The following is a 21,373-nucleotide window of genomic DNA, read 5'->3' on the forward strand; positions in this document are numbered from 1 at the left end:
CTGCCTGCCCCGTAAGGCCGGGCAGGGGGCCTTTTTTTGTCAATTTCTCTTATTATAACTTTTTTCCCAAGAAAAAACAAGCCGCTTGGGGCAATATCCTCCCCGGCGGCCTGTAATTTATGGTTTATTCACATTTTTCCGGGCTGCCATAGCCCGGCGCCCGCCTGCTTATACCCGCTTGATGTAGTCTGCCTTGCGCGCTTTGGCGGCGGGCAGGGGGCCTTCGGCATAGCCCACGGCCAGGGCGCCTACCCCCCGCAGGCCGGTGGGCAGGCCCCATTTTTCCAGCAGGGCTTTGCCCTCTGGCAGCTCGAACATCTCCCGCTCCCCGTGGATCCAGCAACTGGCCGCCCCCAGGGCATGGGCGGCTATCATCATGGTGGCCAGCACGCAGGAGGCGTCCTCTACCCCTGTGTTGCGCTGGGGGTCTGTGAACACCAGCAAAATGGCCGGCGCGCCATAGTAGGGGTCGCCGGAAAAGCCCCGTGCCTGACAGTTTAGCGCCTGTACCGCCGCCCGGTCCGCCGGGTCCTCTACCGCCACAATCACCGGCGACTGCATACCCCGCCCGGTGGGCGCGTAAGTGCCCGCTTGTAGCACCGCTTCCAGCACCGCCGCCTCCAGCGGCTTGTCTTGGTATTTCCGTACGCTCCGCCGCGTCAGCAGCGCCTGTATAACCTGATTCTCCATTTGTGTGCTCTCCTTTCTTTTAGTCGGGCTGCCAGCCTAAGGCCGTGGGGCTCTGCCCCACACCCCGCCACCTGCTGCCAGCTTAAGGTCGTGGGGCCCTGCCCCACACCCCGCCACCTGCTGCCAGCTTAAGGTCGTGGGGCTCTGCCCCACACCCCGCCACCTTTGAAAAGGTGGACGAAACTTTTGTGTCGCGCAAAGGCACGGTTGCTATATTATAGGGGTTTTGGGCCCGCGGCCTGCGCTTTTGGTGATTTTGGGGAATACGTTTTTCTTTTTGTTGTTTTTGGGGTTTATTATAAGGGGAAGGGCCTTGCAATCAAATAGAAAAAATGAAAAAACGCAGATAATTGCCGGTCGAGCGGGCGGCCTGGCTCCCATTGAGCGGCCGGAAACGGCAGGAAAGTTTTTATGGGGGGCCTGCGGCCTGCGCTTTTGGCGTTTTGAGGAATACTTTTTTCTTTTTTTATTGTTTTGGGGGGGTTATTATTAAGGGGAAGGGCCTTGCAATCAAATAGAAAAAATGAAAAAACGTAGATAATTGCCGGTCGAGCGGGCGGCCCGGCTCCCATTGAGCGGCCGGAAACGGCAGGAAAGTTTTGGAAGATTCTTAAGAAACTTTTTACAAAAAGTTTCTTAAGCCGCCGGAGGCAAACCGCCGGAGGCAAGCCACCTAGAGAAGAGCGGCCAAAGAGGAGAGCAGATCTCCCAGCCCGACCCGGTAGCCGGCGCAGGCGAAACGGCCGCTGGCCTGGGGGCCGGCCAGCACGGCCAGGGGGAGCACGCCGGGCTCCTGGTAGGTGCGGCGGGCCATGTTCTCGGCCACGTCCTCATCCCAGGGGCAGAGGTGGGCGTGTGGGGGGGCAAAGCTGAGCTTTTCCGGCTCTTTGGCGGCCAGGTACAGCCCGCAGCCCAGGGCCTCCAGGCGGGGCCAGGCTGCTTTTAACTCGCCCAAGATATGCTCGGTGGGCTCTTCCCCCGGCGCAAGCCAGCAAAGCAGGGCAGGGCCTTTCCAGGCAAAGCCTGTTTCCGGCAGGGAAAGATCTTGCAGCACCGGGTAGCCCTCGGTGGGGCGGAAGGTGGGCGTTAGGGCCCGCTTTTCCCCGGCGGCCAGGGTGAAATCCTTGTACCAGCCAAGCTGGTTGCCGTTGGGCAGGCGCACGGCGGCCATCAGCCGGTAATGGCCCGGAGGCAGCGGCGCCGGTTGGCCGGGCTCCACCGCCAGGGGCTGCCAGCCGTCCGCAAAGCGCATAAGCTGCCAGCCGCCGGGGCTGTCCGTTTGCAGGGTGACTTCCCCTGTGCCCTGCCCGTCGGCCCGGCAAAAGCGGCCGCCCGCCTGGTAGACCGGGTGGCCGTCCGGGCCCAGCCGGGCGGGGACGCCGTTGGCCCGGCACAGGGCGCAGAACAGCACCGGCAACCCCAGCCCGCTGGCCCGGCCCAGCCGCCAGGCCCCTGCCGGGGTTTGTGGCAGCTCGCCAAAGCTGCCTGTGGGGGCGGTTTCCCGGCTGAGCCAGGCCCAAAGTTGGGGAGGCGCTGTCGGCAGGGCTCCTTGCAGCAGGGTACGCCAGGGGGCCAGGGGCTCCAGCCCCACCCGTGGGGAGAGCAGGGCAGGGCCGCTGCCTGCCGGGGCCTGCCCCGCGGCCAGAAGGCTTTCCTCCAACACCGCGGGGGCAAGGGGCACGGCCCGGTCCTTTTCCGTGAGCATGGCGGCAAAGGGGCGGTGGGCCGGGGCTACCTGGGGGGCCGGGACAGGCCGGGCCTCCCGGCCGGCCTTTGCCTGGGCCAGCACCTGCCGCCGCTCCTGCTTTTCTGCCGGGGACAGAGGCGGGTTCTGGGCGCTGCCGGCCTGGGGGGCGAAGAAGTCAAACTCCACCGGCCCGGCCTGGCCGGTAGGGGCCTGCCCCTCGGACAGGGCCAGCTTTAGGGTATGGGTTTCGGCGGTGTTCACCAGGGCCTCGGCCAGCAGGGGGCCTTTTTGGGCCGTGACCCACAGGCTGCCCAGGCCCAGGTTTAGGGCGGCCTGGCCCCGGCTGTCCGTCACCCGCCCGGCGATGGGGCAAAGGCCCCCCTCGTTGAGGATGTGCAGGGTGACTTTTGCCCCGCACACCGGGCCCCCGGCACCCTGCACCGTAACGGTGAAGGGCTGCACCGGGGCGTACCGGGCGGTGACGCTCTCATAGGCGACACCCTCCCGGCGGTCCAGGTCCAGGCTGCCTACGCCGGGGAACAGGGCCTGCCAGCCCTCCCCATCGCCCACAAAGGCTTTGACATGGCAGAGCATGGCCCGGCCCGCCGCCGGGGTGAACCAGCCCATATCCAACCTGGGCTCCGGCTCGCAGGCGCCCAGGTACCGCCAGCCTGTGCCGTCGAAAACCTCGACCCAGGCATGGTTGTCGTCGCAGTGGGACCAGCGGGGGGCATAGACCTGCCGGGCGGCTATGCCTACGCTGCGCAGGGCGTTTACGGCGAACACCGACTCCTCGCCGCAGCGGCCCCAGCCCCGGCGGTAGATGTCCAGCGCCGAGGCGGTGCGGCCGTCGGTGGAGCGGTAGCAGACCTGCCCGGCGCACCAGCGGTTGACCGCCTGTACGGCATCGGCCAGGCACAGGCCCTGTAGCAGGGGGGCCAGGGCCCGGCGGAACGGTTCCCGGCAGGGGGAGAGTTCCTCGGTGTTTACCCGTGGGCAGGCTACCTCCCGCAGGAAGAGATGTTCCGGCAGGGCCCGGCACCAGGGGAACGCCTCCCGCGCCGCCAGCGCCTGTCGGGCTGTTTCCACGAACAGCGCCGGGGGGTAGTCCCCCAGATCCGTCAGGGGCAGGGTGCCGGCGATATACTCGAACGCCACCCGGACATCCCCTGTAAGGTCTTGCCAAGCCTGCCGGTAGGCCGGCAGCCGGCTGTCTACCAGCGCCTGCCGGCCCTGCCAGGCGGCCTGGGCGAAAGCCTGTAATGCATCGGTAAATATACTCATTTCTCCGCCAGCTCCACCTTCAGCACCGTGTCTATCGGGTCCGGCAGCACCGGGTCGGGGCCCAGGTCGGCAAAGACCACGTCCGGGTAGTTGTCATACACCCAGCCCTGGGCCAAGTGCACTTCCGCCCCGCTGGCCAGCCAGCGCACGGATTTCACCTGGCCTTTTTCCAGGCCCTGGAGGGGGGCGCAACCGATGGTGTTTTCGAACAGGTGGTAGTACAGGGTATTGCCCTTGCGGGTGATGCGGCCTGTATCGGGCTTGGCCATACCGGCCTTGCCGCAGCCGTAGATGCTCTCGCTGTTTTTCTCCATCCACCGGCCGATGCCCTCTAAAATGGCCAGGGACTCCGCCGGGATGTTCCCCTGGGCGTCGGGGCCCACGTTCAGCAGCAGGTTGCCCCCTTTGCTTACGCACTCCACCAGTTTTTTGATGAGCATGGGGGCGGGCTTGAAGAACCGGTCCAGGGCGCAGTAGCCCCAGTTGTTGTTCATGGTGACGCAGGCCTCCCAGCAGAGGTCGCCGCCGTTTTTGTCCTGTAGGCCGTTGGGGGGGATGATCTGTTCGGGGCTGACGAAGTCCCCGTGCCAGGGCTTGGGGTTGCCCTCCCACATGGAGCCGAAACCTTCGCCGCTGACCTCCAGCCGGTTGTCGATGATGATGCCCGGCTGCAACTGCCGCACCATGGTCACCAGCTCATGAGCCCGCCAGGCTTCGCCGCGCATGGCCTTTTCCCCCTCGCCGTAGGAGAAGTCGAACCAGAGCACGTCCAGCTTGCCGTAATTGGTGCAGAGTTCCCGCACCTGGCCGTGGAGGTAGTCCAGGTACCGGCCGAAGTCCCGGCCCTCGTTGCCGCACGCCGGGCGGGCCCGGTCCGGGTGGTACTGGTCCTCAAAATGGGGGTAGTCCGGGTGGTGCCAGTCCAGCAGGGAGTAGTAGAGCCCTACCTTCAGCCCCTCGGCCCGGAAGGCGTCCAGGTACTCCCGCACCAGGTCCCGGCCGCATTTTGTGTTGGTGGACTTGAAGTCTGTGAGGGCGCTGTCAAACAGGCAGAAACCGTCATGGTGCTTGGCGGTGAGCACGGCGTACCGCATACCCGCGGCTTTGGCGGCTTTGGCCCACTGTTTGGGGTCATAATCTACCGGGTTGAACTCGTTAAAAAAGGGCAGGTACTCTTCTTCGGGCATTTGCTCGGTGCTGCGCACCCACTCGCCCCGGGCCGGGATGGCATAGATCCCCCAGTGGATAAACATACCGAAACGGGCCTCCCGGAACCATTCCATGCGTTTTTCGTATTCTGCCTGATTGAATTGGTACATACTGTGCCTCCGTTATGTTATAATTTTGGTTAGTTTGCTTTGGTCTGCCCTGCCGGGGCTGGCCTTTTTGGGCGGGGCGCTTTCGTTTTGGGGTTTTTGGGGGCTTATGCCTGTATGAGCAGGCACACGGCGCTGGCGGCTATGCCCTCCTCCCGGCCGGTAAAGCCCAGGCCCTCCTCGGTGGTGGCCTTTACGCTTACCTGGGCGGGGCTGATGCCGCAGGCCAGGGCCAGGTTCTCCCGCATGGCCGGGATATGGGGGGCCAGCTTGGGGCGCTGGGCCATGACCGTGGCATCGATATTGCCCACGGCATACCCCGCCGCCCGCACCCGGGCGCACACCTCCCCCAGCAGCTTGAGGCTGTCCGCCCCCTTATACCGGGGGTCGCTGTCCGGGAACAGGTGGCCGATATCCCCCAGCGCCGCCGCGCCCAACAGGGCGTCCGCCATGGCATGGGCCAGCACGTCCGCGTCCGAGTGGCCCAGCAGGCCCTTTTCAAAGGGGATTTCCACCCCGCCCAAAACCAGCGCCCGGCCCTCTGCCAGCCGGTGCACGTCGTACCCGCTGCCGACCCGTATGCCGCCTGCGCCCGGCAGCCCGCCTTGTCCCTCCATACCGGCACCGCTCCTTTCCGCTGCCATAGCCTGCGCCAGAAGGAGATCCTCCGGCGTGGTGATCTTGAAATTCTGATAGTCCCCCGGCGTCAGCCGTACCCGGCACCCGGCGGCCTCTACCAACTGGCAATCGTCGGTATAGCTTTGGCCCCGCTGCCGGGCCTTTTCTACCGCGTACAGGTACAACTCCCGCCGGAAAGCCTGGGGGGTCTGCACTGCCATCAGGTGCTCCCGTGGCGGGGTGCCGGCCACAAAGCCCTGTCCGTCGGACAGCTTGCAGGTGTCTTTGCTGGGCACCGCCGCCGTGGCCGCGCCATAGGCCAGGGCATCCCGGCATACGGCCCCCAACAGCTCCCCCCCGGCAAAGGGCCGGGCCCCGTCGTGGATGAGCAGGTAATCACCCCGGCCTTGCAGGGCCATGGCCCCGTTGTACACCGAGGACTGCCGGTCCTCCCCTGCCAGGGCAAAGGTGACGGGCTTGCCCCCGCCGGTTTTGGCCGCGACCCGGGCCGCCAGCCGGGCGATCTCGTCCATCTCCCCCTCCCGGCACACCACGCAGGTTTCCTCTACATAGGGGCAGGCCAGCAGGGCCGCCAGGGACCAGGCCAAAACCGGCACCCCGCCAATGGGGCGCAGCACCTTGGGGCGCCCCTTGCCCATGCGGGTACCGCCCCCGCCCGCGGCCAGTACCGCGCCGAACCGTTCATTCATGATGGAGCCTCCTTTCGGTCAACAACATAGTAGCACATAAAGAAAAAATTTTCCACCGGATTTTGATTTTTCCCGGATATTTCTCCTGATTTTTTCAAAACCCATTGATTTGCGGGCGTCTGGTATGCTATCATGGGTGGGAATGAGGACCAGGGCGGCGCTGCCCTGTGGGCCGGGCAGGGCTGCCGGCCTAAAAAAGGAAAACAGTGAGGAATGAAAATGGACATCTTCTCGATTTTTACCCTGCTGGGCGGGCTTGCCTTCTTTTTATATGGCATGAACGTCCTTTCTGCCGGCCTGGAAAAAATGGTCGGCGGCAAGCTGGAGTCGGTTTTGCGCTCCATGACCTCCAACCCTTTTAAGGGGCTGGCCCTGGGGGCGGTGATCACCATTGCCATCCAGTCCTCCTCCGCCATGACGGTGATGCTGGTGGGCCTGGTGAACTCCGGCATTATGGAGCTGAGCCAGACGGTGGGGGTCATCATGGGCTCCAGCATGGGCACCACCCTGACGGCCTGGATCCTCTCCGCTACGGGCATCCAGTCTGACAGTTTCTGGTTGCAGATGCTAAAGCCGGAGTCCTTCTCCCCCCTGCTGGCCCTTGCCGGGGTGGTGATGACCATGGCCGGCAAGGACGGCCGCAAAAAGGACGCGGGCCATGTGCTCATCGGCTTTGCCGTGCTGATGACCGGCATGACCTTTATGAGCCAGGCCGTAAGCCCCCTGGCAGAAACCCCCGCCTTCCACGACCTGCTGGTCATGTTTCAGAACCCCATCCTGGGCGTGTTGATCGGCACGGTGTTTACGGGCATTATCCAGAGCAGCGCGGCCTCGGTGGGCATCCTCCAGTCCCTTGCCATGACGGGAAGCATCACCATGGGCATGGCCTTCCCCATTATCACCGGCGCCAATATCGGCACCTGCGTGACCGGCCTGCTCTCTGCCATTGGCGCCAACAAGAACGCCAAGCGGGTGGTGGCGGTCAGCGTATACTTTAAGGTCATCGGCACGGTGATCTGCCTCTCTGTTTTCTACGGGCTGGACGCTATATTCCACTTTGACTTTGTGGACGCGCCTATCGGCGCGCTGGGCATTGCCGTTGTACATACCCTGTTTAACATTATCAACACCTTTGTGCTGCTGCCTTTCTCGAAACAACTGGAAAAGCTGGCCAAGCTGACCATACGGGACGCCAACACCGAAGAAGCCCTGCTGGACGAGCGCCTGATGCTCTCCCCCTCCTTTGCCATCGCCGAGGCCAGGGCCCTGGCCGTGCGCATGGCCCGGACGGCCCGCAACTCCATGCTCAACGCCATCCAGATCACCCAGGAGTACGACGGCAAAGCCGCCGCCGCCATTACCGAGCAGGAGGCGGAAATTGACCTGTATGAGGACACCCTGGGCACCTTCCTGGTGAAACTGAGCAGCAAGGACCTTTCGCAGGCCGACAGCAGCCAGGTGGCCGAGCTGCTTCACGCCATTGGGGATTTTGAGCGCATTGGGGACCACGCGGTGAACATACAGCGGGTGGCGCAGGAGATCCACGACAAGCAGTTGCGCTTTTCCGACAAGGCCCAGGCCGAACTGGGGATCATCACCCACGCCATTATCGATATCCTCAACCTGACGGTGGACTCTTTTGAGCACGAGGACACCGCCATGGCCGCCAAGGTGGAGCCCCTGGAGCAGGTGGTGGACGGCCTGAAAACCGAACTGAAGGCCCGGCACATCCGCCGCTTGCAGGAGGGCCGCTGCACCATTGAGTTGGGTTTTGTGCTAACCGACCTGCTGACCAACTACGAGCGCGTTTCCGACCACTGCTCGAACATTGCCGTGGCGGTGATCCAGATCCAGGAGTCCTCCGCTATGGACGCCCACGGCTATCTCAACGCGTTGAAAAGCTCCGGCAGCCCGGCCTTTACCCGCGCTTACGAGGAGTACTCCCACTGCTACCAACTGCCGGAGTAGGCCGCCTGGTTTGCCTGATTGCCCTGCCGGGCCTTTCTCCGTGGCAGGGCGGAAGAAGAAAAAGAAACACAAAAAAGGCAGCCCCCCAAGCCGGGTGGGCGGCCTTTTTTTGACGCTTGCCGGGAGGGCCTACGGCCCTTCGTGCCGGGGCTTTTCCAGCAGTAGCTGTACCCGGCCGTCCTGGCTGACGGCCCGCAGTACGTCCTGGCGCCGCCGGACGGACAGGGCCAGCGTTAGGGCCAGGTTGATGCAGGTTACAATGGCCAGCGCCAACTTGGCCCCGGTGCCGGGCTTTCCCCTTCTGCCGGCGGCTTTGCCTGCCTTTTTGCTCATAGGCTTTCCTCCAATCGCTTTTCTATCTCTCCCATGGCCTCTTTGAGGCCGGTATGGTCGGCCTGGGCGTCCCGCTCGCCGTACTCCTGGCCGCACACAGCCCCGTAGGGGCAATACCGGCAGGCGGGCTTGTTGGCCAGGTTGGGCCTTGCCGCCGCTTGCCCGTTTTCCAGCTCCCGCCCCATGGAGGCGATCAGCCGCTTGGAGTAGGCCAGCACCTGTTCCAGCGCCCCGGCCCCCAGCACCGGGCTTTTGGCGTCCGGCTGGCCGTCCTTCTTCAGGGTAACGGGGATGAACCGCCCTTTTGCCCCGGCCTCCATAGCCTGGATGACCTCCCCGTCGTCCAGCACCAGGCCGCTCATACGCAGCAGCCTGTCCCCGGCCTTTTTGACCTCTTCCGGGTCCGCGCCCCGCTCTACGCTGACGCTGGGGTCTACCGCCGGCATATAGAGGATCCCTGCCGGCGCCCAGTCCTCCTGCTGGCAAAGGGCGGCCAGGTACACCAGCATCTGCATATTCAGCCCATGCAGCACGTCTGCCAGCCGGAACGCCTTATTGCCGGTCTTGTAGTCGATGACCCGCACATAGCCTTTCCCGTCCGGGCTGCGGTATACGTCCACCCGGTCGATGGTGCCCCCCACCGTTACCACCGTGCCGCTGCCGGTTTCTACCCGCAGGGGGGGCGCGTCTATCCCCAGCCGCCATTCCATATGCTGGGGCACAAAGCGGCTTTGGGCCAACTCCTCCTCCACATGGGCGATCAGCTTGCAGGCCGATTGCGCCATCCGGTCCAGCCGGTAGCGCTGGCGCCCGTCCAGCAGTTCCAGGCCGCCCATGTTTTCCGCGGCGTATTGGGTTACCATCCCCCGCACCAGGGCCTCCAACTCCTGGGGGCTCCAGCGGGCCCGTTCTGCCGGGTCGACGCGGAATACCTGCTCGAACAGGTAGTGCATCAGCGTGCCATACTGCATCACGTCCACCTGGGCCGGCAGGTGCTCCCGGGCGTTGAGCCCGTACCGGCAGAAGTACTTAAAGGGGCAACTGTAGAAGGTTTCCACCTGGGTGGGGGACAGCCACAGCCCCTGGCCGTAGGCGCTTTTTATCATTTCCGGCTCCTTTAGGCGCTGGGGGCGCCCGCCGGCGGCCCGCTCCAGGGCGGCCAGCCGGCCGGCGTAGTCCGGGGCCTCCCGGACAAAAAGCCGCAGGGCCGCGGCCTGGGGGCTGTCCTCCTGCCAGCGGGCCGCCATGCGGGAGAACGCCGCCTCCTGGGCGTTGGAGAGCAGGGCCTCCGGCAGTTCCCCCAGGAGCGTCAGGCCGGGGAATACCCCCTGCACCTCCGCCACCAGCTCGCTGGGTTCCTTGTCCTCGCCGCCCGCCGTGCCCGGCCAGCTTATGTACAGGGCCCGGCTGGCCAGGCAGGCCACCGAGTAGGCCAGGTACCGCTCCTCCATGGCCTTTTGCTCCAGGGGGTCCCCCAAGGGCAGGTCCAGTTCGATCAGCGCCCGCCGTTCCGCGTCGGAAAACACCCCGGTGGATTGGGGGGCCAGGGGCAGGTCCCCCTGGGTGACGCCCATGAGGAAAACCACCTGGGGGGACGTTTGCCGCACCTGCTCTGCCGTGCCGAACAGCACCTGGTCCACGGTTTGGGGGATCTCCGACACGTCCTCCCCGGCCATTACCTCCCGGAGCAGGCGGTAAAAGCGCTCCCGCGGGGTTTTGCGGTCCCCCAGGATGCTGTGCATCTGGTCCAGGGTTTCCATCAGCAGGTCCCACACCCGCATCTGGCGGGCGGCAAGGGCGTCCTCCCCGGCCAGTTCCAACTGGCGGCAGTAGGCGGGCAGGCTCTCTTCCAGTTCAAAGTCCATAAGCAACTGGTATGCCGCCTGGCTGAGCTGCGCGCCGGAACAGTCTGCCGTGGCCGCCGCAAAACGCTCCAGAGGCTGCACCAGCCGGCACCGCAGCCCCTCCAACTCTTCCAGCCGCGCCCGGTCCTCCTCCGTCATCTCCCGCCCAAAGCCCCGTGGATGCCGCACCAGGGGCTGCTGCCAGTCCCGGCCCCGCATCCGCCACAAAAAGGCATAGTTCTCCAGCCCGGATATCTCCTCTGCGGTAAAGCCGGAAACCCCGGTTTTTAGCAGTTCCATGAGCCCGTCGGTGTCAAAGCCCTCCTGCACCGCCTCAAAGGCGCCCAGCACGAACCTGCACACCGGCTCCGCGTCCACCCGCACCGGCTGGGACATAAAGCAGGGGATCTCCCGCTTTTTCAGGGACACGTCCAGGCTGCCGAAGTACTGCTCCGGCTTGCGGCAGATAACGGATATCTCCCGGTAGCGCATACCTTCCATCACCAGCCGGCGGATGGAGGCCGCCACGAACTCCGCCTCCTCGTATACATCCCTGGCCCGGAACAGGGTGACCCCCTCTGCGTCCGGCGACACCAACGACTCCTCCCGGCAGAAAAGCTGGGCCTCCAGCAGTTTCAGGTTCTCGTTTTCAAACCGGGGCGCGCCGGCCAGCAGCACCGGGGGCTGCACCTGTACCCCCTGTTTTTCCGCCAGGGCCGTCAGCCGCCGCCGGGTGCGGTTTACCAGCGCGAACAGCCCCGACCCGTTGTCGGGCAGGCCGTCTGTGCACAGGCCCACCAGCACCTGGTCCGCCTGGCACAGCAGCTCCCCCAGCACCTGCTGCTCCTGCACGGTAAAGCCCTCAAAGGAATCCACCGCCAGGGTATAGCCCGCAAACAGGTTGGCGCCCCGCAGGGCCTCCCACAGCCGGGTCAGGTCGTCCCGGGCGTCCAGATAGGAGGCCGCCACCAGCGCCTCGTAAGCGGCGTAGACGGCCCCTACCTCCCGCAGCTTTTGGGCCAGGCCCCGGTCCTCCAGCAGGCCGGCGGCCTCCCCAAGGCCCGTGGGGGCGATGCCGCACATTTTCAACTCGTCCACCGCGGTAAGCATCAGGTCGGTCAGGCGCCCGGCGCGTGCGGCGCTGCGGTAAACGGACAGCCCGTCCTCACAGGCCGCGATGGCGGAGGACATCAGGATCCGCCGCCCCCCGTCGCTGAGCCTGCGCCCCGCCGCGCCCCCCTCCCGGCGGAACACCATCTCCGCCAGCCGGGTAAAGCTGACAATGCTGATGGCGTTGGCCCGCTGGGGCCCGGCCAGCCGGAGCATGGCCTTTTCCGTTTCAAAGCTGTACTGCTCAGGCACCAGCATCATGCAGCGGGTATCGCCGGCCAGGGCTTTAGCCGCCAGCGCCCGGCGCAGGTATTCGGTTTTGCCGCTGCCCGCCCGGCCCAAAACAAATTGCAGCATACGCGCCTCCCCTTACAAAAAACCGGCCCCAAGCGGCCCCGGTTACGTGCCCCGCAGCCACTCCTTCAGCCGTTCGTATAACTCCGTCACTTTCAACTCCACCCGGTAGCGCCCCGGCTCCTCTACCAGCGCCCGCTGGCTTTCCGGCAGGGCTGCCAGAATGTCGCCGCCGGCACCCTCGCCCGCGGCGGGCAGGCACAGCGCCGGGAACACCACGCACCACCAGTTGCGCCCGGCACCCTCCCCCAGCGTGACCCGCAGGGCCCGGTAGCGCCCGGCCGGCAGGGTAAACCCTTCGTAGGCGCGGGTGGGGAAGAACATCTCCGTTACCTGTACCCGCACCGGCTGCCCGGCACCCCGGGCCCGTACGGTTTCCTCTGCTGCCTGCCTGATCCCTTCCAGATGTACGCACACCAGGGCGTTGGCCTCTTCCAGGCTGCCCGCCCCCCGGCACCAGCGGCCGGCTTCTTCCAGTACCGCGTCCCGTACCTGTAGCTTGAGGGCCTGGTCCTCCCGGCTGTCCGAGTTGGCCACCACGTGCAGGCGCAGTATGTTCTCCGGCAGCAGCTCTGTAGCCGCCGCGGCCCGCAGCCAGCCTACACAGGCCGCCAGTACCAGCCCGCAGGCAGCCGCCAGAGGCATCATCCGTTTTGCCCAATTTTTCATTTTCCGTCCCGCCTTTTCCAGTATTTGGGAAAAGTATGGGACGCCCGCCCCCCGCTTATACAGGGCCGGCGGATTTTCAGGGGCCTTGGGCAGGCTTTAGACCCCTTTGCAGGGGCGTACCAGGAACACCTTCCCCAGGTGCTCCATTTTACGCATGGCGGCCCGCGCCTGCTGTTCGGTTTCAAAAATACCGTATACCCCGGAGCCGCTGCCGGTCATCATGGCGCCCAGGGCGCCGTTTTCCAGCATGGCCCGCTTTACGCTGCGCACCTGCCCCATGCGGATGGTTTCGTCAAACCGGTTGGCCAGGCCCTTGGCTACCCGGCGCAGGTTGCCCGCGTTCAGGGCGTCCATCATCCGGGGGGTGGCCTGGGTGCTGGAAAGGGGGTACTGGTCCAGCAGCGCGTAGGCCCGCGGGGTGCTCATACCCGCGGGGGGCTTGCAAATGGCCAGCCAGCAATCCGGCATCATGGGCGCGGGGGATACCTCGGTGCCCGTGCCCGTACAGCGGGCGGCCCCGCCCGCTACGCAAAAGGGCACATCGGCCCCTACCCGCGCCCCTATGGCCATCAACTGCTCTTCGCTCAGCCCCGCCTGATACATCTCGTTCAGGCCGCGCAATACTGCGGCCGCGTCTGCGCTGCCGCCGCCCATGCCCGACCGGGTGGGGATGAATTTGTGGATGTATACATACAGGTCCTCCCGGTGCAGGCCACGATCTGCCAAAAAGAACTTGACCGCCCGGTATACCGTGTTCTTGCTGTCCAGGGGCAGGCTCTCCCGGTTGCACTCCAGGCAGATGCCCTTCTCCTTCCCCGGCATGATCTCCAACTCGTCCCATATGGATACCGTCTGCATCACCGTGTCCAGCAAATGGTACCCGTCCTCCCGCCTTCCCACAACGTCCAGCGTCAGGTTGATCTTTCCAAATGCCTTTACCTTCATCTTCCTCAACTCCCTTCCTCTTGCCGCCGGTTGGGCTTTTGCCTAAGGCCGCCTCCGGCGGGCAGGGAAACTTTTTGAAAAATGTTTCCCTGCACTCTTCAAAAACTTTTGGGGCCGCGCTTTCGGGCGCTGTTATCGGGGGCTTATGCCCGCGTAATCAGGCTGATTTTTATTGCTTTCTTTTTGCCTAAGGCCGCCTCCGGCGGGCAGGGAAACTTTTTGAAAAAAGTTTCCCTGCACTCTTCAAAAACTTTTGGGGCCGCGCTTTCGGGCGCTGTTATTGGGGGCTTATGCCCGCGCAATCAGGCTGATTTTTACTATCTTCTTTTTTCTTATTTTTTGGCGATCACCATTCCGCAACACAATAAAAACGAAAAAATCCGGTACACCGCCTGCGCTCCTCGCGGGAAAGGCAGGCCAGGCTACATCCCCACAGGTGCGCGGAGAGGGGATTCCAAAGGGGCTTTGCTCCTTTGGCAGGGGTGTGGGGACAGCGTCCCCACGGCCTTGGGCTTGGCCTTGGGCTTGGCCTTGGCCGCCTACAGTTCCTGCAAAAAAGCCTGGATGCGTTCCAGTGCCTCGGTGATATGTTTGACCGAATAGCAGTAAGAGATACGCACAAAGCCCTGGCCGCTTTGGCCGAAGGCATCGCCGGGCACCACGGCCACCCGTTTGCCGTAGATCAGTTTTTCGCAGAACTCGGCGGAGGTAAGGCCGGTAGACTTGACCGAGGGGAACACATAAAAGGCCCCTTCCGGCTCAGAGCACTTCAGGCCCATCTGGTTCAGGCCGTCCACAATCAGCCTGCGGCGCATATCATACTGGCTACGCATATAGGCCATGTCCTCGTCGCCGTTTTTCAGGGCCTCTATAGCGGCGTACTGGCTGGTGGTGGGGGCGCTCATAATGGCGAACTGGTGCAGTTTCGTCATCAGCGAAATGATCTCTTTGGGCCCGGCGGCATACCCCAGCCGCCAGCCGGTCATGGAATGGGCCTTGGAAAAGCCATTGACCACCACGGTGCGCCCCTCCATGCCCGGCAGGGAGGAAAAGGTCACGTGCCCCTCTTGGGTATAGGTAAGGGCGGCGTAGATCTCGTCGGAAAGCACCAGCAGGTTGTGGCGCTCCACCACCTTGGCGATCTCCTCCAGTTCCGCCCGGCCCATGACCGCGCCGGTGGGGTTGTTGGGGTAGGGCATGATCAGCAGCTTGGTTTTTTCGGTGATCTTTTCCTCCAACTGCCGGGCGGTCAGCTTAAAGCCGTTTTCCGGCGTGGTTTCAATGACCACCGGCACGCCCCCGGCCATTTGGGTGATGGGCACGTAGCACACAAAGCTGGGCTCCGGTATCAGCACCTCATCCCCGGGGTTGATGAGGCTGCGCACGCACAGGTCTATGGCCTCGGAGCCGCCCACGGTGATGAGCACCTGGCTTTCGGGGGCGTACGCCACCCCATAGTGCCGCCCAAGGAAATTGGCCACCTCCTGCCGCAGTTGGATGAACCCCCGGTTGGGGGTATAGCGGGTGCGCCCCTTTTCCAGCGAGGCAATGCCCGCCTCCCGGATATGCCAGGGGGTGTAAAAGTCCGGCTCGCCTACCGAGAGGGATATCACGTCCTCCATCTCGGTGGCGATGTCAAAAAAACGCCGGATGCCGGAGGGTTTGATCTGTTTTACGGTGAAATTTACCAGTTTATCATACTCAATCACAAAGGTTGCTCCCTCTCTCGTCGATTTCCTCGTACTCGCTTTGGAAGATCACGCCGCCGTCCTTATACTTGGTCAGCACAAAGTGGGTGGCCGTAGACAGCACCCCGTCTATGGTGGCCAGCCGCTTTTGCACAAACATGGCCACGTCCTGCATGGTGCGCCCTGTTACCGTTACGGCCAGGTCGTACCCGCCGGACATCAAATACACGCTCTCCACCTCCGGGAAGTTCATAATGCGCCCGGCAATCTCGTCAAAGCCCGTGTCCTTTTTCGGGGTAATGCGCAACTCGATAAGGGCCGAGGCCTTCTGGCTCTCGGTGCGCTCCCAGTTCACCAGGGCCTGGTACCCCCGGATGACGCCCTCCCGCTCATACCGGGCGATGGCCTTTGCCACCGCCTCCTCGCTTTCGTTCAGCATCACAGCCAACTGTTTGGGGTTCAGTTGGGCGTTGTCCTGCAAAAGTTCCAAAACCTGTTCCATTGCCATATGTTGCGCTCCTCTCCGTTATTCCAGTTGGTTCGATACAAAATGCAGCGTACCCTTCCCCGTTAAGTGCAAGGCAAGCTCCGGCGGGTAAAGCAGTAACTCCCCCCGCCGGACCGCCTCCACCGGTACCCACAAGAACTCTACCGCATCCCGTACCCGCCCGTTTTCGTCAAAACCGTACCGGGGGCCCTCCCAGGGCTCCACATCCAGACTTACCCGGTAGTACAGGGCGATCTGCTGGCAGGGGCCGTTCCAGTTAAAAAACACCTCGCCCACTGCCGCCAATTCGCCGGTTTCCGCCTGTAGCCCCAACTCTTCCCGAAACTCCCGCCGCAGGGCCTCTTCCGCGGTTTCGCCAAAGGCCACATGGCCTCCGGGGATGGCAAGGCCCCCGTCGCCTTTAGCCCGCTGCACCAGCAGCTTGCCGCCCTGCACAGCCAGCCCTGCCACCCGGTAGGAGAACCGGCCCTTTTCCGTATCAAACAAAATATCCATGCAGGCGCCCTTTATGCCAGCGGCAGCAGCACCGGCTGCCGCTTTTCATAGACGGCGAACGCCGAAAAGCCCGCCGCTTGCAGCAGCGCCATGCCCTGGTCAATGCCCTTGCCCAGGTCCTCTGTACAGTGGGCGTCCGAGCCCAGTGTCACCAGCCGGCCGCCCAACGCCCGGTAGCGTTTCAGCAGGCCGGGGCCGGGCATGGTTTCCCCCAACGCCTGCCGCAGGCCGGAGGTATTCACCTCCAGGGCCTTACCTTTGGCGATGAGCGCCAAGAGAACCCGGTCGATTTTCTCCGCGTGCCGCTCCATATCTACCTGTACCCCCTGCGCCCCCTGGATGTACCGCAGCGGGTAGGTCAGGTGCCCCAGGCTGTCGAACCCGCCCCAGGCTATCATTTCCAGCAGGCCGTCCCAATACTCCCCCAACAGGGCGTCTACCTCGCCGGGAGCCATGGCGGCGCAGTCCAGGAAGTAAAAATCCTCCTTGTCCGGCAGGTTGTGCAGCGAGCCGATCACAAAATCATAGGCAAAGCGGCCCACGGCCTCCTGGGCGGCGGGCAGGTCTTGCAGGGGCTGGCCCAACTCCAGGCCCCGGTAAAACCGCAGCCCCTGGGGCGGCCGGGCCTCCTCCATAGCCTGCCAGGCCCTGGCGGCCCGCTGGCGGTATTTATCCTGATACTGGTTGCACTCGCAGTGGTCGGTAAGGGTATAGGCATACAGGCCCAGTTCCTTTGCCCTATCCAGCATAGCCGCTACCGGGTGTTTGCCGTCCGGCGAGCAACTGGAGTGGTTATGGCAGTCGCTGGCGTATTTGTGCTCCATTCTGATCACCTCTTGGGTCTTTAATTGGGTATTAGGGGCTATTATACCATATTTCCCCAGAAAAGGGAAGGGCCTGTAGAAACGGGGATGGCAAAGGGGGCGCCCCTTACGCCAATTCCGCGATGGTCACCCCGTTCTCACCCTCGCCAAAGGCCCCCAGGCGGAACTTTTTCACCTGCTTGCACTGGCGCAGATGCTTTTGCACCGCCGCCCGCAGCACCCCTGTGCCCTTGCCGTGGATGATCGTCACCTGGGGCAGGTTCATCCGCGCGGCCCGGTCGATAAAGGCGTCTACCTCCATCAGGGCCTCGTCCACATTCTGCCCCCGCAGGTCCAGGCTGGTGCTGGCGTCCGGTGCGCTTACGCTTTTGGTTACGGTGCGGCCCCTGGCCTTTTCCGGCTTGCCCTCCCCCAGCAGCCGCAGGTTTTCCACCGTTACCCGGGTCTTGATGATCCCCGCCTGTACCAGCACCTGGCCGTCCCGTGGCTCTTCCAGCACCGTGGCCTTTTTGTCAATGTCAAAAATCTGCACGCTGTCCCCCGGCCGCAGTTTCCGGGGCAGGGTGTATGCCTCGTTGGAGCGCAACTGGTGCACCGGGTCGGCGGCGGTTTCCAAGTCCCGCAGCCCGCCCCGCAGCCGGGCCTTCTGCTCGGCGGAAAGGGCTTTGTTCTGCTGGCGGCGCAGCTCGTCCAGTTCGTTGAGCAGCGCGTCCGCCTGGCGGCGGGTTTTCTGCACGATATTGGCGGCCTCCTGCCTAGCCTGCTCCAGTTCCCGCTTTGCCTGCCGGCCGGCTTCGGCCTGCTTGGCCTGGGCCTCGCGCACGCTGTCCCGCGCCCTTTCCGCGGCCCTTTGGGCGGCGGCCAACTCTTCCTCCAACTTATGGCGCTCCTCCTCCAGCCGGCCCACTACCTGCTCGAAGGCGCTGTCCTCTTTGGAAACCAGCTCCCCTGCCCGGCCGACGATGCGTTCCTCCAGCCCCAGCCGCTTGGAGATGGCGAAGGCGTTGGACTTGCCCGGCACCCCGATGAGCAGCCGGTAGGTGGGCCGCAGGCTCTCCACGTCGAACTCGCAGCAGCCGTTTTCCACACCCTGGGTCTGGATGGCGTAGGCCTTTAACTCGGCGTAGTGGGTGGTACAGGCCAGCCGGGCCCCTTTGGCCCGCAGTTCCTCTATGATCGCCTCGGCCAGGGCCGCGCCCTCTACCGGGTCGGTGCCCGCGCCCAACTCGTCCAGCAGCACCAGGCTCTGGCCGCCGGCCATGCTTAATATGCGGATGATATTGGTCATGTGGGCCGAGAAGGTGGACAGGCTCTGCTCGATGCTCTGCTCATCGCCGATATCCGCCAGAATATGGCGGAATACCGACACCTGGCTCCCTGCCCCGGCGGGGATCATCAGCCCGCACATGGCCATTAAGGTCAGCAGGCCCACGGTTTTCAGGGCCACGGTTTTGCCGCCGGTGTTGGGGCCGGTGATGATCAGCGTGTCAAAATCCCTGCCCAGGCTGATGTCCGTAGGCACCACCTTGTTTTTGTCGATAAGGGGGTGCCGGGCCCCGTGCAGAACCGTGACGCCGTCCTCCCCTACGGTGGGGGCGACGGCCTTCATGCGGTAGGCTACCTGGGCTTTGGCGAAGATCACGTTTAACTCTACCGCCATCTGGTAGCTGTGGATGACCCCGTCCGCAAAGGCCCCGGCCTCGGCGGAAAGTTCCCGCAAAATGCGGTTGATCTCCTCCAATTCCTGGGCTTGCAGCACCCGGATCTCGTTGTTGGCCTCCACCACGCTCATGGGCTCTATAAACACCGTGGCCCCGCTGGCGGAGGTGTCGTGGACCAGGCCCGGCACCTCCCCCCGGTATTCGGCCTTGACGGGCACCACATAGCGCCCGCCCCGCTGGGTGATGATGCTCTCTTGCAGGTGCTTTTGGTGGGCCGCCGCGTGCACCAGCTTGTCCAACTGGTCCCGGGCCCGGGCCGAGGCATTGCGGATCTTCCGCCGGATTGTGGCCAGCGCCGGGGAGGCGGCGTCCGCCATTTCCTCCTCGCTGATAATGGCCGTGAAGATCTTTTCCTCCAGGTATTTGTTGGGCGACAGCACGGAAAACCGGTCGCTTAGCGCCGTTTTCATCCCGGCGGATTTGTCATGCCAGCTTTGCAGCGCCCGTATGGCCCGCAGGGTGCCTGCCACATCCAGCAGTTCCCGCATACCCAGGCTGCCGCCGGCCTGGGCCCGGCGCAGGGGGTTGGAAACGTTCTTCAGGTCCCGGAAACCGGGGCCGCCGAACTTTGCCATCAGCACAAAGGCCGCGTCCGTTTCCTCTAAAAGCCGCTGGGCCTCCCCTGCCGTGCCCGCCGGTTCTATGCCCCGCACAGCCTCCGCCGCGTCTTCGCAGGCGGTTTCCGCCGCCACCATCTCCAGTATCTTGTCCAGTTCCAGCGCTCTATAATTCCTGTTCATTCTGACTCCTTTCGTAGCGGGTCCCACCTTTTGGGACCTTGCCCCCGGATACGGGGGTATTTCCTGTTGGCAAAGGGCCGCAGCCCAGGCACAGGCTGCCGCTTTTCCCTTTCCGGCGCTTGTGCCGGGGTATAAGGCTCCTCTTTAGCAAATCGGCAGCAGGGGGAACTTCTTAAGCCTTTTTTGCCGTTTATTTTCCTAGGGCGTGTTCACATAAGCGTTCGCACACGTTTTTTGGGCAAATTTTTGCCATCTTCTGCGTTAAAAATTTTTGAAGTACGCGAGTACGTCTGCAAATTTCCGCCTTGAATCTGACAAAAATTTACTCCAAAATCCGCATACTCAGCTTATGTGAACACGCCCTAAAACACGGGCAAAACGCCAGCACGGCCCCCTGCAAAGGGCCATGCACCCAAAAGGAATGTATAAAAGCACAAAATTTACCCATAATTTTCACCAATCCGCACAAATCCAATCCCCCAGGACATACCATGGCACAGGCCGGCAGGGCCCTACAGGGCGCAGCTTTTATAGAAAGAGAGCGCTTTGGGCTCCTCCTGGAGGGTTGAGAGGGTGTAGGCCTCGGATGCGGCGGAGAGGGCCTGGAGGGAGGGGCCGGTGAGCCGGAAGGAAAAGACGCGCGCAAAGTCGGCGTAGACGATGTGGCGCATGGCATGGAGGGCGTCCGGGGTGAGGGGGACGGCAGGACGGCTGCCGGGCCGGTGGCAGTTTTCGCATAAAATGCAGCCTTCACTGGGCAAAAAGGCCATTTGGGGGGCCTCGTACGCCCCGCAGCCGGCACAGCCGGTCAGGTCGGGCAGGTAGCCGCAAAGGGACAGCAGGCGTAGCTCTACCGTGGCCTTTAGCTGGGGCTGGGAGCGGCTGCCCTGGCTGAGCAGGTAGAGGGCATTCATCAGCAGGCGCAGGCACTCGCCGGTATGCCCGGTATCCGTTACCAGCAACTCGGCCAACTGGCAGAAGTACATGGCCAGGTATACCGCGCTTACATCGGCCGGGGACCAGGTGAAACGGCGCAGGGGCCGGGCATCATTGACTATGTAATCTCCCCGCCCTTTGGAGATGTCCAGGCGGGAATAGCACATAAGGTCTGTGCCGGCGCTTTTGTTGTCCCGCTTGCCGCTGCGCCGGCGTACAAAGGCCCGTAACAGGCCGTATTCAGCGGTAAGTACCGTGACTTGGCGGTACTTCTCCCCGGCCTCTGTTTCGCGGATGACCAGGCCCTGTGTTTGAAATGTCAACTTGCGGCTCCCCTTCCTGCCGGGCGCTTGCCACGGCGCGTATGTGGGCGTACCGGAGGTAGTCCTCTACCCGGCCGGTTTGTACAAAGCTTTGCCAGGCTTGCCTTTCGTTCACTGCAAACGCCTCCTCACTGCGGTTTTTCGGCGAAAATGCCAAAAAATTTGTAAATTCTACCAGAAAGCTAACCGACTCGACTGGACCACCCTGCCGCGTTTCCGCCGCCTGGGTGCGCCCCCGCCCTGCTTTCCGGCTTGATCTACTAGCAGTATTCACAGCTTTTGCCCCGGCTATGAGTGGGAAAAATATCTTTTATCGACAAATTTCAGCATACTTTTCCCACCAGATGTGCTTGTCCCCCCGTTCTAACTACATATTGTACCTTCTTTTTTGCCCTAACGCAAGCTTTTTTTGCCTTTCGGGGCTCCGCCCCTTAGGAATCCCTGCCACTTTTGAAAAAGTGGACAAAACTTTTTTGCGCGCCTGTTTTGGGCGTGTATAAATATATATGAGGGCGTATTTTTATTCTTTCGGGAGGCGGTTAGGGGTGCGTAACCGCAGGGTATTGGGGGGATCGTGGGGGGATATTCGGGGGTTAGGAGGCAGTTAGGG

16 protein-coding genes are annotated in these 21,373 nt (G+C 63.4%); 2 read left to right on the plus strand and 14 right to left on the minus strand.

Translation table 11 applies throughout. The features are described from left to right. Positions 1–168 precede the first annotated feature (168 nt). Entirely contained in the window at positions 169–690 is a 522-nt protein-coding gene (locus U8U01_RS06225) for a nitroreductase family protein (protein WP_322172615.1), read from the minus strand. A gap of 313 nt (positions 691–1,003) precedes the next feature. Between U8U01_RS06225 and U8U01_RS06230 the strand changes: the two genes are divergently transcribed. Beyond that, on the plus strand, positions 1,004–1,183 hold the full coding sequence (locus U8U01_RS06230) for a hypothetical protein (protein WP_322172616.1): 180 nt from the start codon (positions 1,004–1,006) through the stop codon (positions 1,181–1,183). Between the two features lie 180 nt (positions 1,184–1,363). Here the strand turns inward: U8U01_RS06230 and U8U01_RS06235 are convergent, their stop codons facing one another. The 3 genes from U8U01_RS06235 to ispF all read right to left on the minus strand — a co-directional run bounded on the left by U8U01_RS06235 (position 1,364) and on the right by ispF (position 6,305). Then, entirely contained in the window at positions 1,364–3,661 is a 2,298-nt protein-coding gene (locus U8U01_RS06235; protein WP_322172618.1) for a transglutaminase domain-containing protein, read from the minus strand. Then, positions 3,658–4,980, minus strand: a complete 1,323-nt coding sequence (locus U8U01_RS06240; RefSeq protein ID WP_322172619.1) for an alpha-L-fucosidase — start codon at positions 4,978–4,980, stop codon at positions 3,658–3,660. The genes U8U01_RS06235 and U8U01_RS06240 overlap by 4 nt, the downstream gene beginning before the upstream one ends. 104 nt (positions 4,981–5,084) lie before the next feature. Then, the gene (gene ispF / locus U8U01_RS06245; RefSeq protein ID WP_322172621.1) at positions 5,085–6,305 is read right to left on the minus strand and encodes a 2-C-methyl-D-erythritol 2,4-cyclodiphosphate synthase; all 1,221 of its coding nucleotides are present in this window, start codon (positions 6,303–6,305) and stop codon (positions 5,085–5,087) included. A gap of 213 nt (positions 6,306–6,518) precedes the next feature. On the opposite strand from ispF, the gene U8U01_RS06250 reads away from it, so the two are divergent. Beyond that, positions 6,519–8,273 carry a Na/Pi cotransporter family protein gene (locus U8U01_RS06250; RefSeq protein ID WP_322172622.1) on the plus strand — a complete coding sequence of 585 codons (1,755 nt, stop codon included), beginning with the start codon at positions 6,519–6,521 and terminating at the stop codon, positions 8,271–8,273. A gap of 129 nt (positions 8,274–8,402) precedes the next feature. Here U8U01_RS06250 and U8U01_RS06255 read toward each other — a convergent pair whose 3' ends face one another. From U8U01_RS06255 to recO, 10 genes are all read right to left on the minus strand, one after another. Further along, positions 8,403–8,606 (minus strand): hypothetical protein, encoded by a 204-nt coding sequence (locus U8U01_RS06255; protein WP_322172623.1) that lies wholly within the window; start codon positions 8,604–8,606, stop codon positions 8,403–8,405. Beyond that, a complete protein-coding gene (locus U8U01_RS06260; RefSeq protein WP_322172625.1) occupies positions 8,603–11,917 on the minus strand; it encodes a PD-(D/E)XK nuclease family protein in 3,315 nt (1,104 codons plus the stop codon). Before U8U01_RS06260 ends, U8U01_RS06255 begins: the two co-directional genes overlap by 4 nt. 42 nt (positions 11,918–11,959) lie before the next feature. Next, positions 11,960–12,583: a stage II sporulation protein R gene (gene spoIIR / locus U8U01_RS06265; RefSeq protein WP_322172626.1), complete on the minus strand. Its 624-nt coding sequence runs from the start codon at positions 12,581–12,583 to the stop codon at positions 11,960–11,962. A gap of 96 nt (positions 12,584–12,679) precedes the next feature. Beyond that, positions 12,680–13,528, minus strand: coding sequence for a 4-(cytidine 5'-diphospho)-2-C-methyl-D-erythritol kinase (ispE, locus tag U8U01_RS06270; protein WP_322172723.1), 849 nt, complete (start codon positions 13,526–13,528; stop codon positions 12,680–12,682). 539 nt (positions 13,529–14,067) lie between these two features. Further along, on the minus strand, positions 14,068–15,234 hold the full coding sequence (locus U8U01_RS06275) for an aminotransferase class I/II-fold pyridoxal phosphate-dependent enzyme (RefSeq protein ID WP_322172725.1): 1,167 nt from the start codon (positions 15,232–15,234) through the stop codon (positions 14,068–14,070). Continuing rightward, positions 15,230–15,724: an Lrp/AsnC family transcriptional regulator gene (locus U8U01_RS06280; RefSeq protein ID WP_496196407.1), complete on the minus strand. Its 495-nt coding sequence runs from the start codon at positions 15,722–15,724 to the stop codon at positions 15,230–15,232. The genes U8U01_RS06275 and U8U01_RS06280 overlap by 5 nt, the downstream gene beginning before the upstream one ends. Before the next feature lie 18 nt (positions 15,725–15,742). Beyond that, positions 15,743–16,219 carry an NUDIX hydrolase gene (locus tag U8U01_RS06285; protein ID WP_322172628.1) on the minus strand — a complete coding sequence of 159 codons (477 nt, stop codon included), beginning with the start codon at positions 16,217–16,219 and terminating at the stop codon, positions 15,743–15,745. An 11-nt stretch (positions 16,220–16,230) separates the two neighbouring features. After that, entirely contained in the window at positions 16,231–17,043 is an 813-nt protein-coding gene (locus U8U01_RS06290) for a histidinol-phosphatase HisJ family protein (protein WP_322172630.1), read from the minus strand. A gap of 106 nt (positions 17,044–17,149) precedes the next feature. Continuing rightward, a complete protein-coding gene (locus U8U01_RS06295) occupies positions 17,150–19,504 on the minus strand; it encodes an endonuclease MutS2 (protein ID WP_322172632.1) in 2,355 nt (784 codons plus the stop codon). Positions 19,505–20,016: 512 nt separating this feature from the next. After that, positions 20,017–20,763, minus strand: coding sequence for a DNA repair protein RecO (gene recO, locus U8U01_RS06300; RefSeq protein ID WP_322172634.1), 747 nt, complete (start codon positions 20,761–20,763; stop codon positions 20,017–20,019). Between the last annotated feature and the right edge of the window lie 610 nt (positions 20,764–21,373).

Source organism: Acutalibacter caecimuris (genome assembly GCF_034335085.1).
Taxonomy (GTDB): domain Bacteria; phylum Bacillota; class Clostridia; order Oscillospirales; family Acutalibacteraceae; genus Acutalibacter; species Acutalibacter caecimuris.

Excerpts from the sequence above, each read along its gene's own strand:
- U8U01_RS06225 (WP_322172615.1), bottom strand. The coding sequence starts at position 690 with ATGGAGAATCAGGTTATACAGGCGCTGCTGACGCGGCGGAGCGTACGG.
- U8U01_RS06235 (WP_322172618.1), bottom strand. The coding sequence starts at position 3,661 with ATGAGTATATTTACCGATGCATTACAGGCTTTCGCCCAGGCCGCCTGG.
- U8U01_RS06240 (WP_322172619.1), bottom strand. The coding sequence starts at position 4,980 with ATGTACCAATTCAATCAGGCAGAATACGAAAAACGCATGGAATGGTTC.
- ispF (WP_322172621.1), bottom strand. The coding sequence starts at position 6,305 with ATGAATGAACGGTTCGGCGCGGTACTGGCCGCGGGCGGGGGCGGTACC.
- U8U01_RS06250 (WP_322172622.1), top strand. The coding sequence starts at position 6,519 with ATGAAAATGGACATCTTCTCGATTTTTACCCTGCTGGGCGGGCTTGCC.
- U8U01_RS06255 (WP_322172623.1), bottom strand. The coding sequence starts at position 8,606 with ATGAGCAAAAAGGCAGGCAAAGCCGCCGGCAGAAGGGGAAAGCCCGGC.
- U8U01_RS06260 (WP_322172625.1), bottom strand. The coding sequence starts at position 11,917 with ATGCTGCAATTTGTTTTGGGCCGGGCGGGCAGCGGCAAAACCGAATAC.
- spoIIR (WP_322172626.1), bottom strand. The coding sequence starts at position 12,583 with ATGAAAAATTGGGCAAAACGGATGATGCCTCTGGCGGCTGCCTGCGGG.
- ispE (WP_322172723.1), bottom strand. The coding sequence starts at position 13,528 with ATGAAGGTAAAGGCATTTGGAAAGATCAACCTGACGCTGGACGTTGTG.
- U8U01_RS06280 (WP_496196407.1), bottom strand. The coding sequence starts at position 15,724 with ATGGCAATGGAACAGGTTTTGGAACTTTTGCAGGACAACGCCCAACTG.
- U8U01_RS06285 (WP_322172628.1), bottom strand. The coding sequence starts at position 16,219 with ATGGATATTTTGTTTGATACGGAAAAGGGCCGGTTCTCCTACCGGGTG.
- U8U01_RS06290 (WP_322172630.1), bottom strand. The coding sequence starts at position 17,043 with ATGGAGCACAAATACGCCAGCGACTGCCATAACCACTCCAGTTGCTCG.
- U8U01_RS06295 (WP_322172632.1), bottom strand. The coding sequence starts at position 19,504 with ATGAACAGGAATTATAGAGCGCTGGAACTGGACAAGATACTGGAGATG.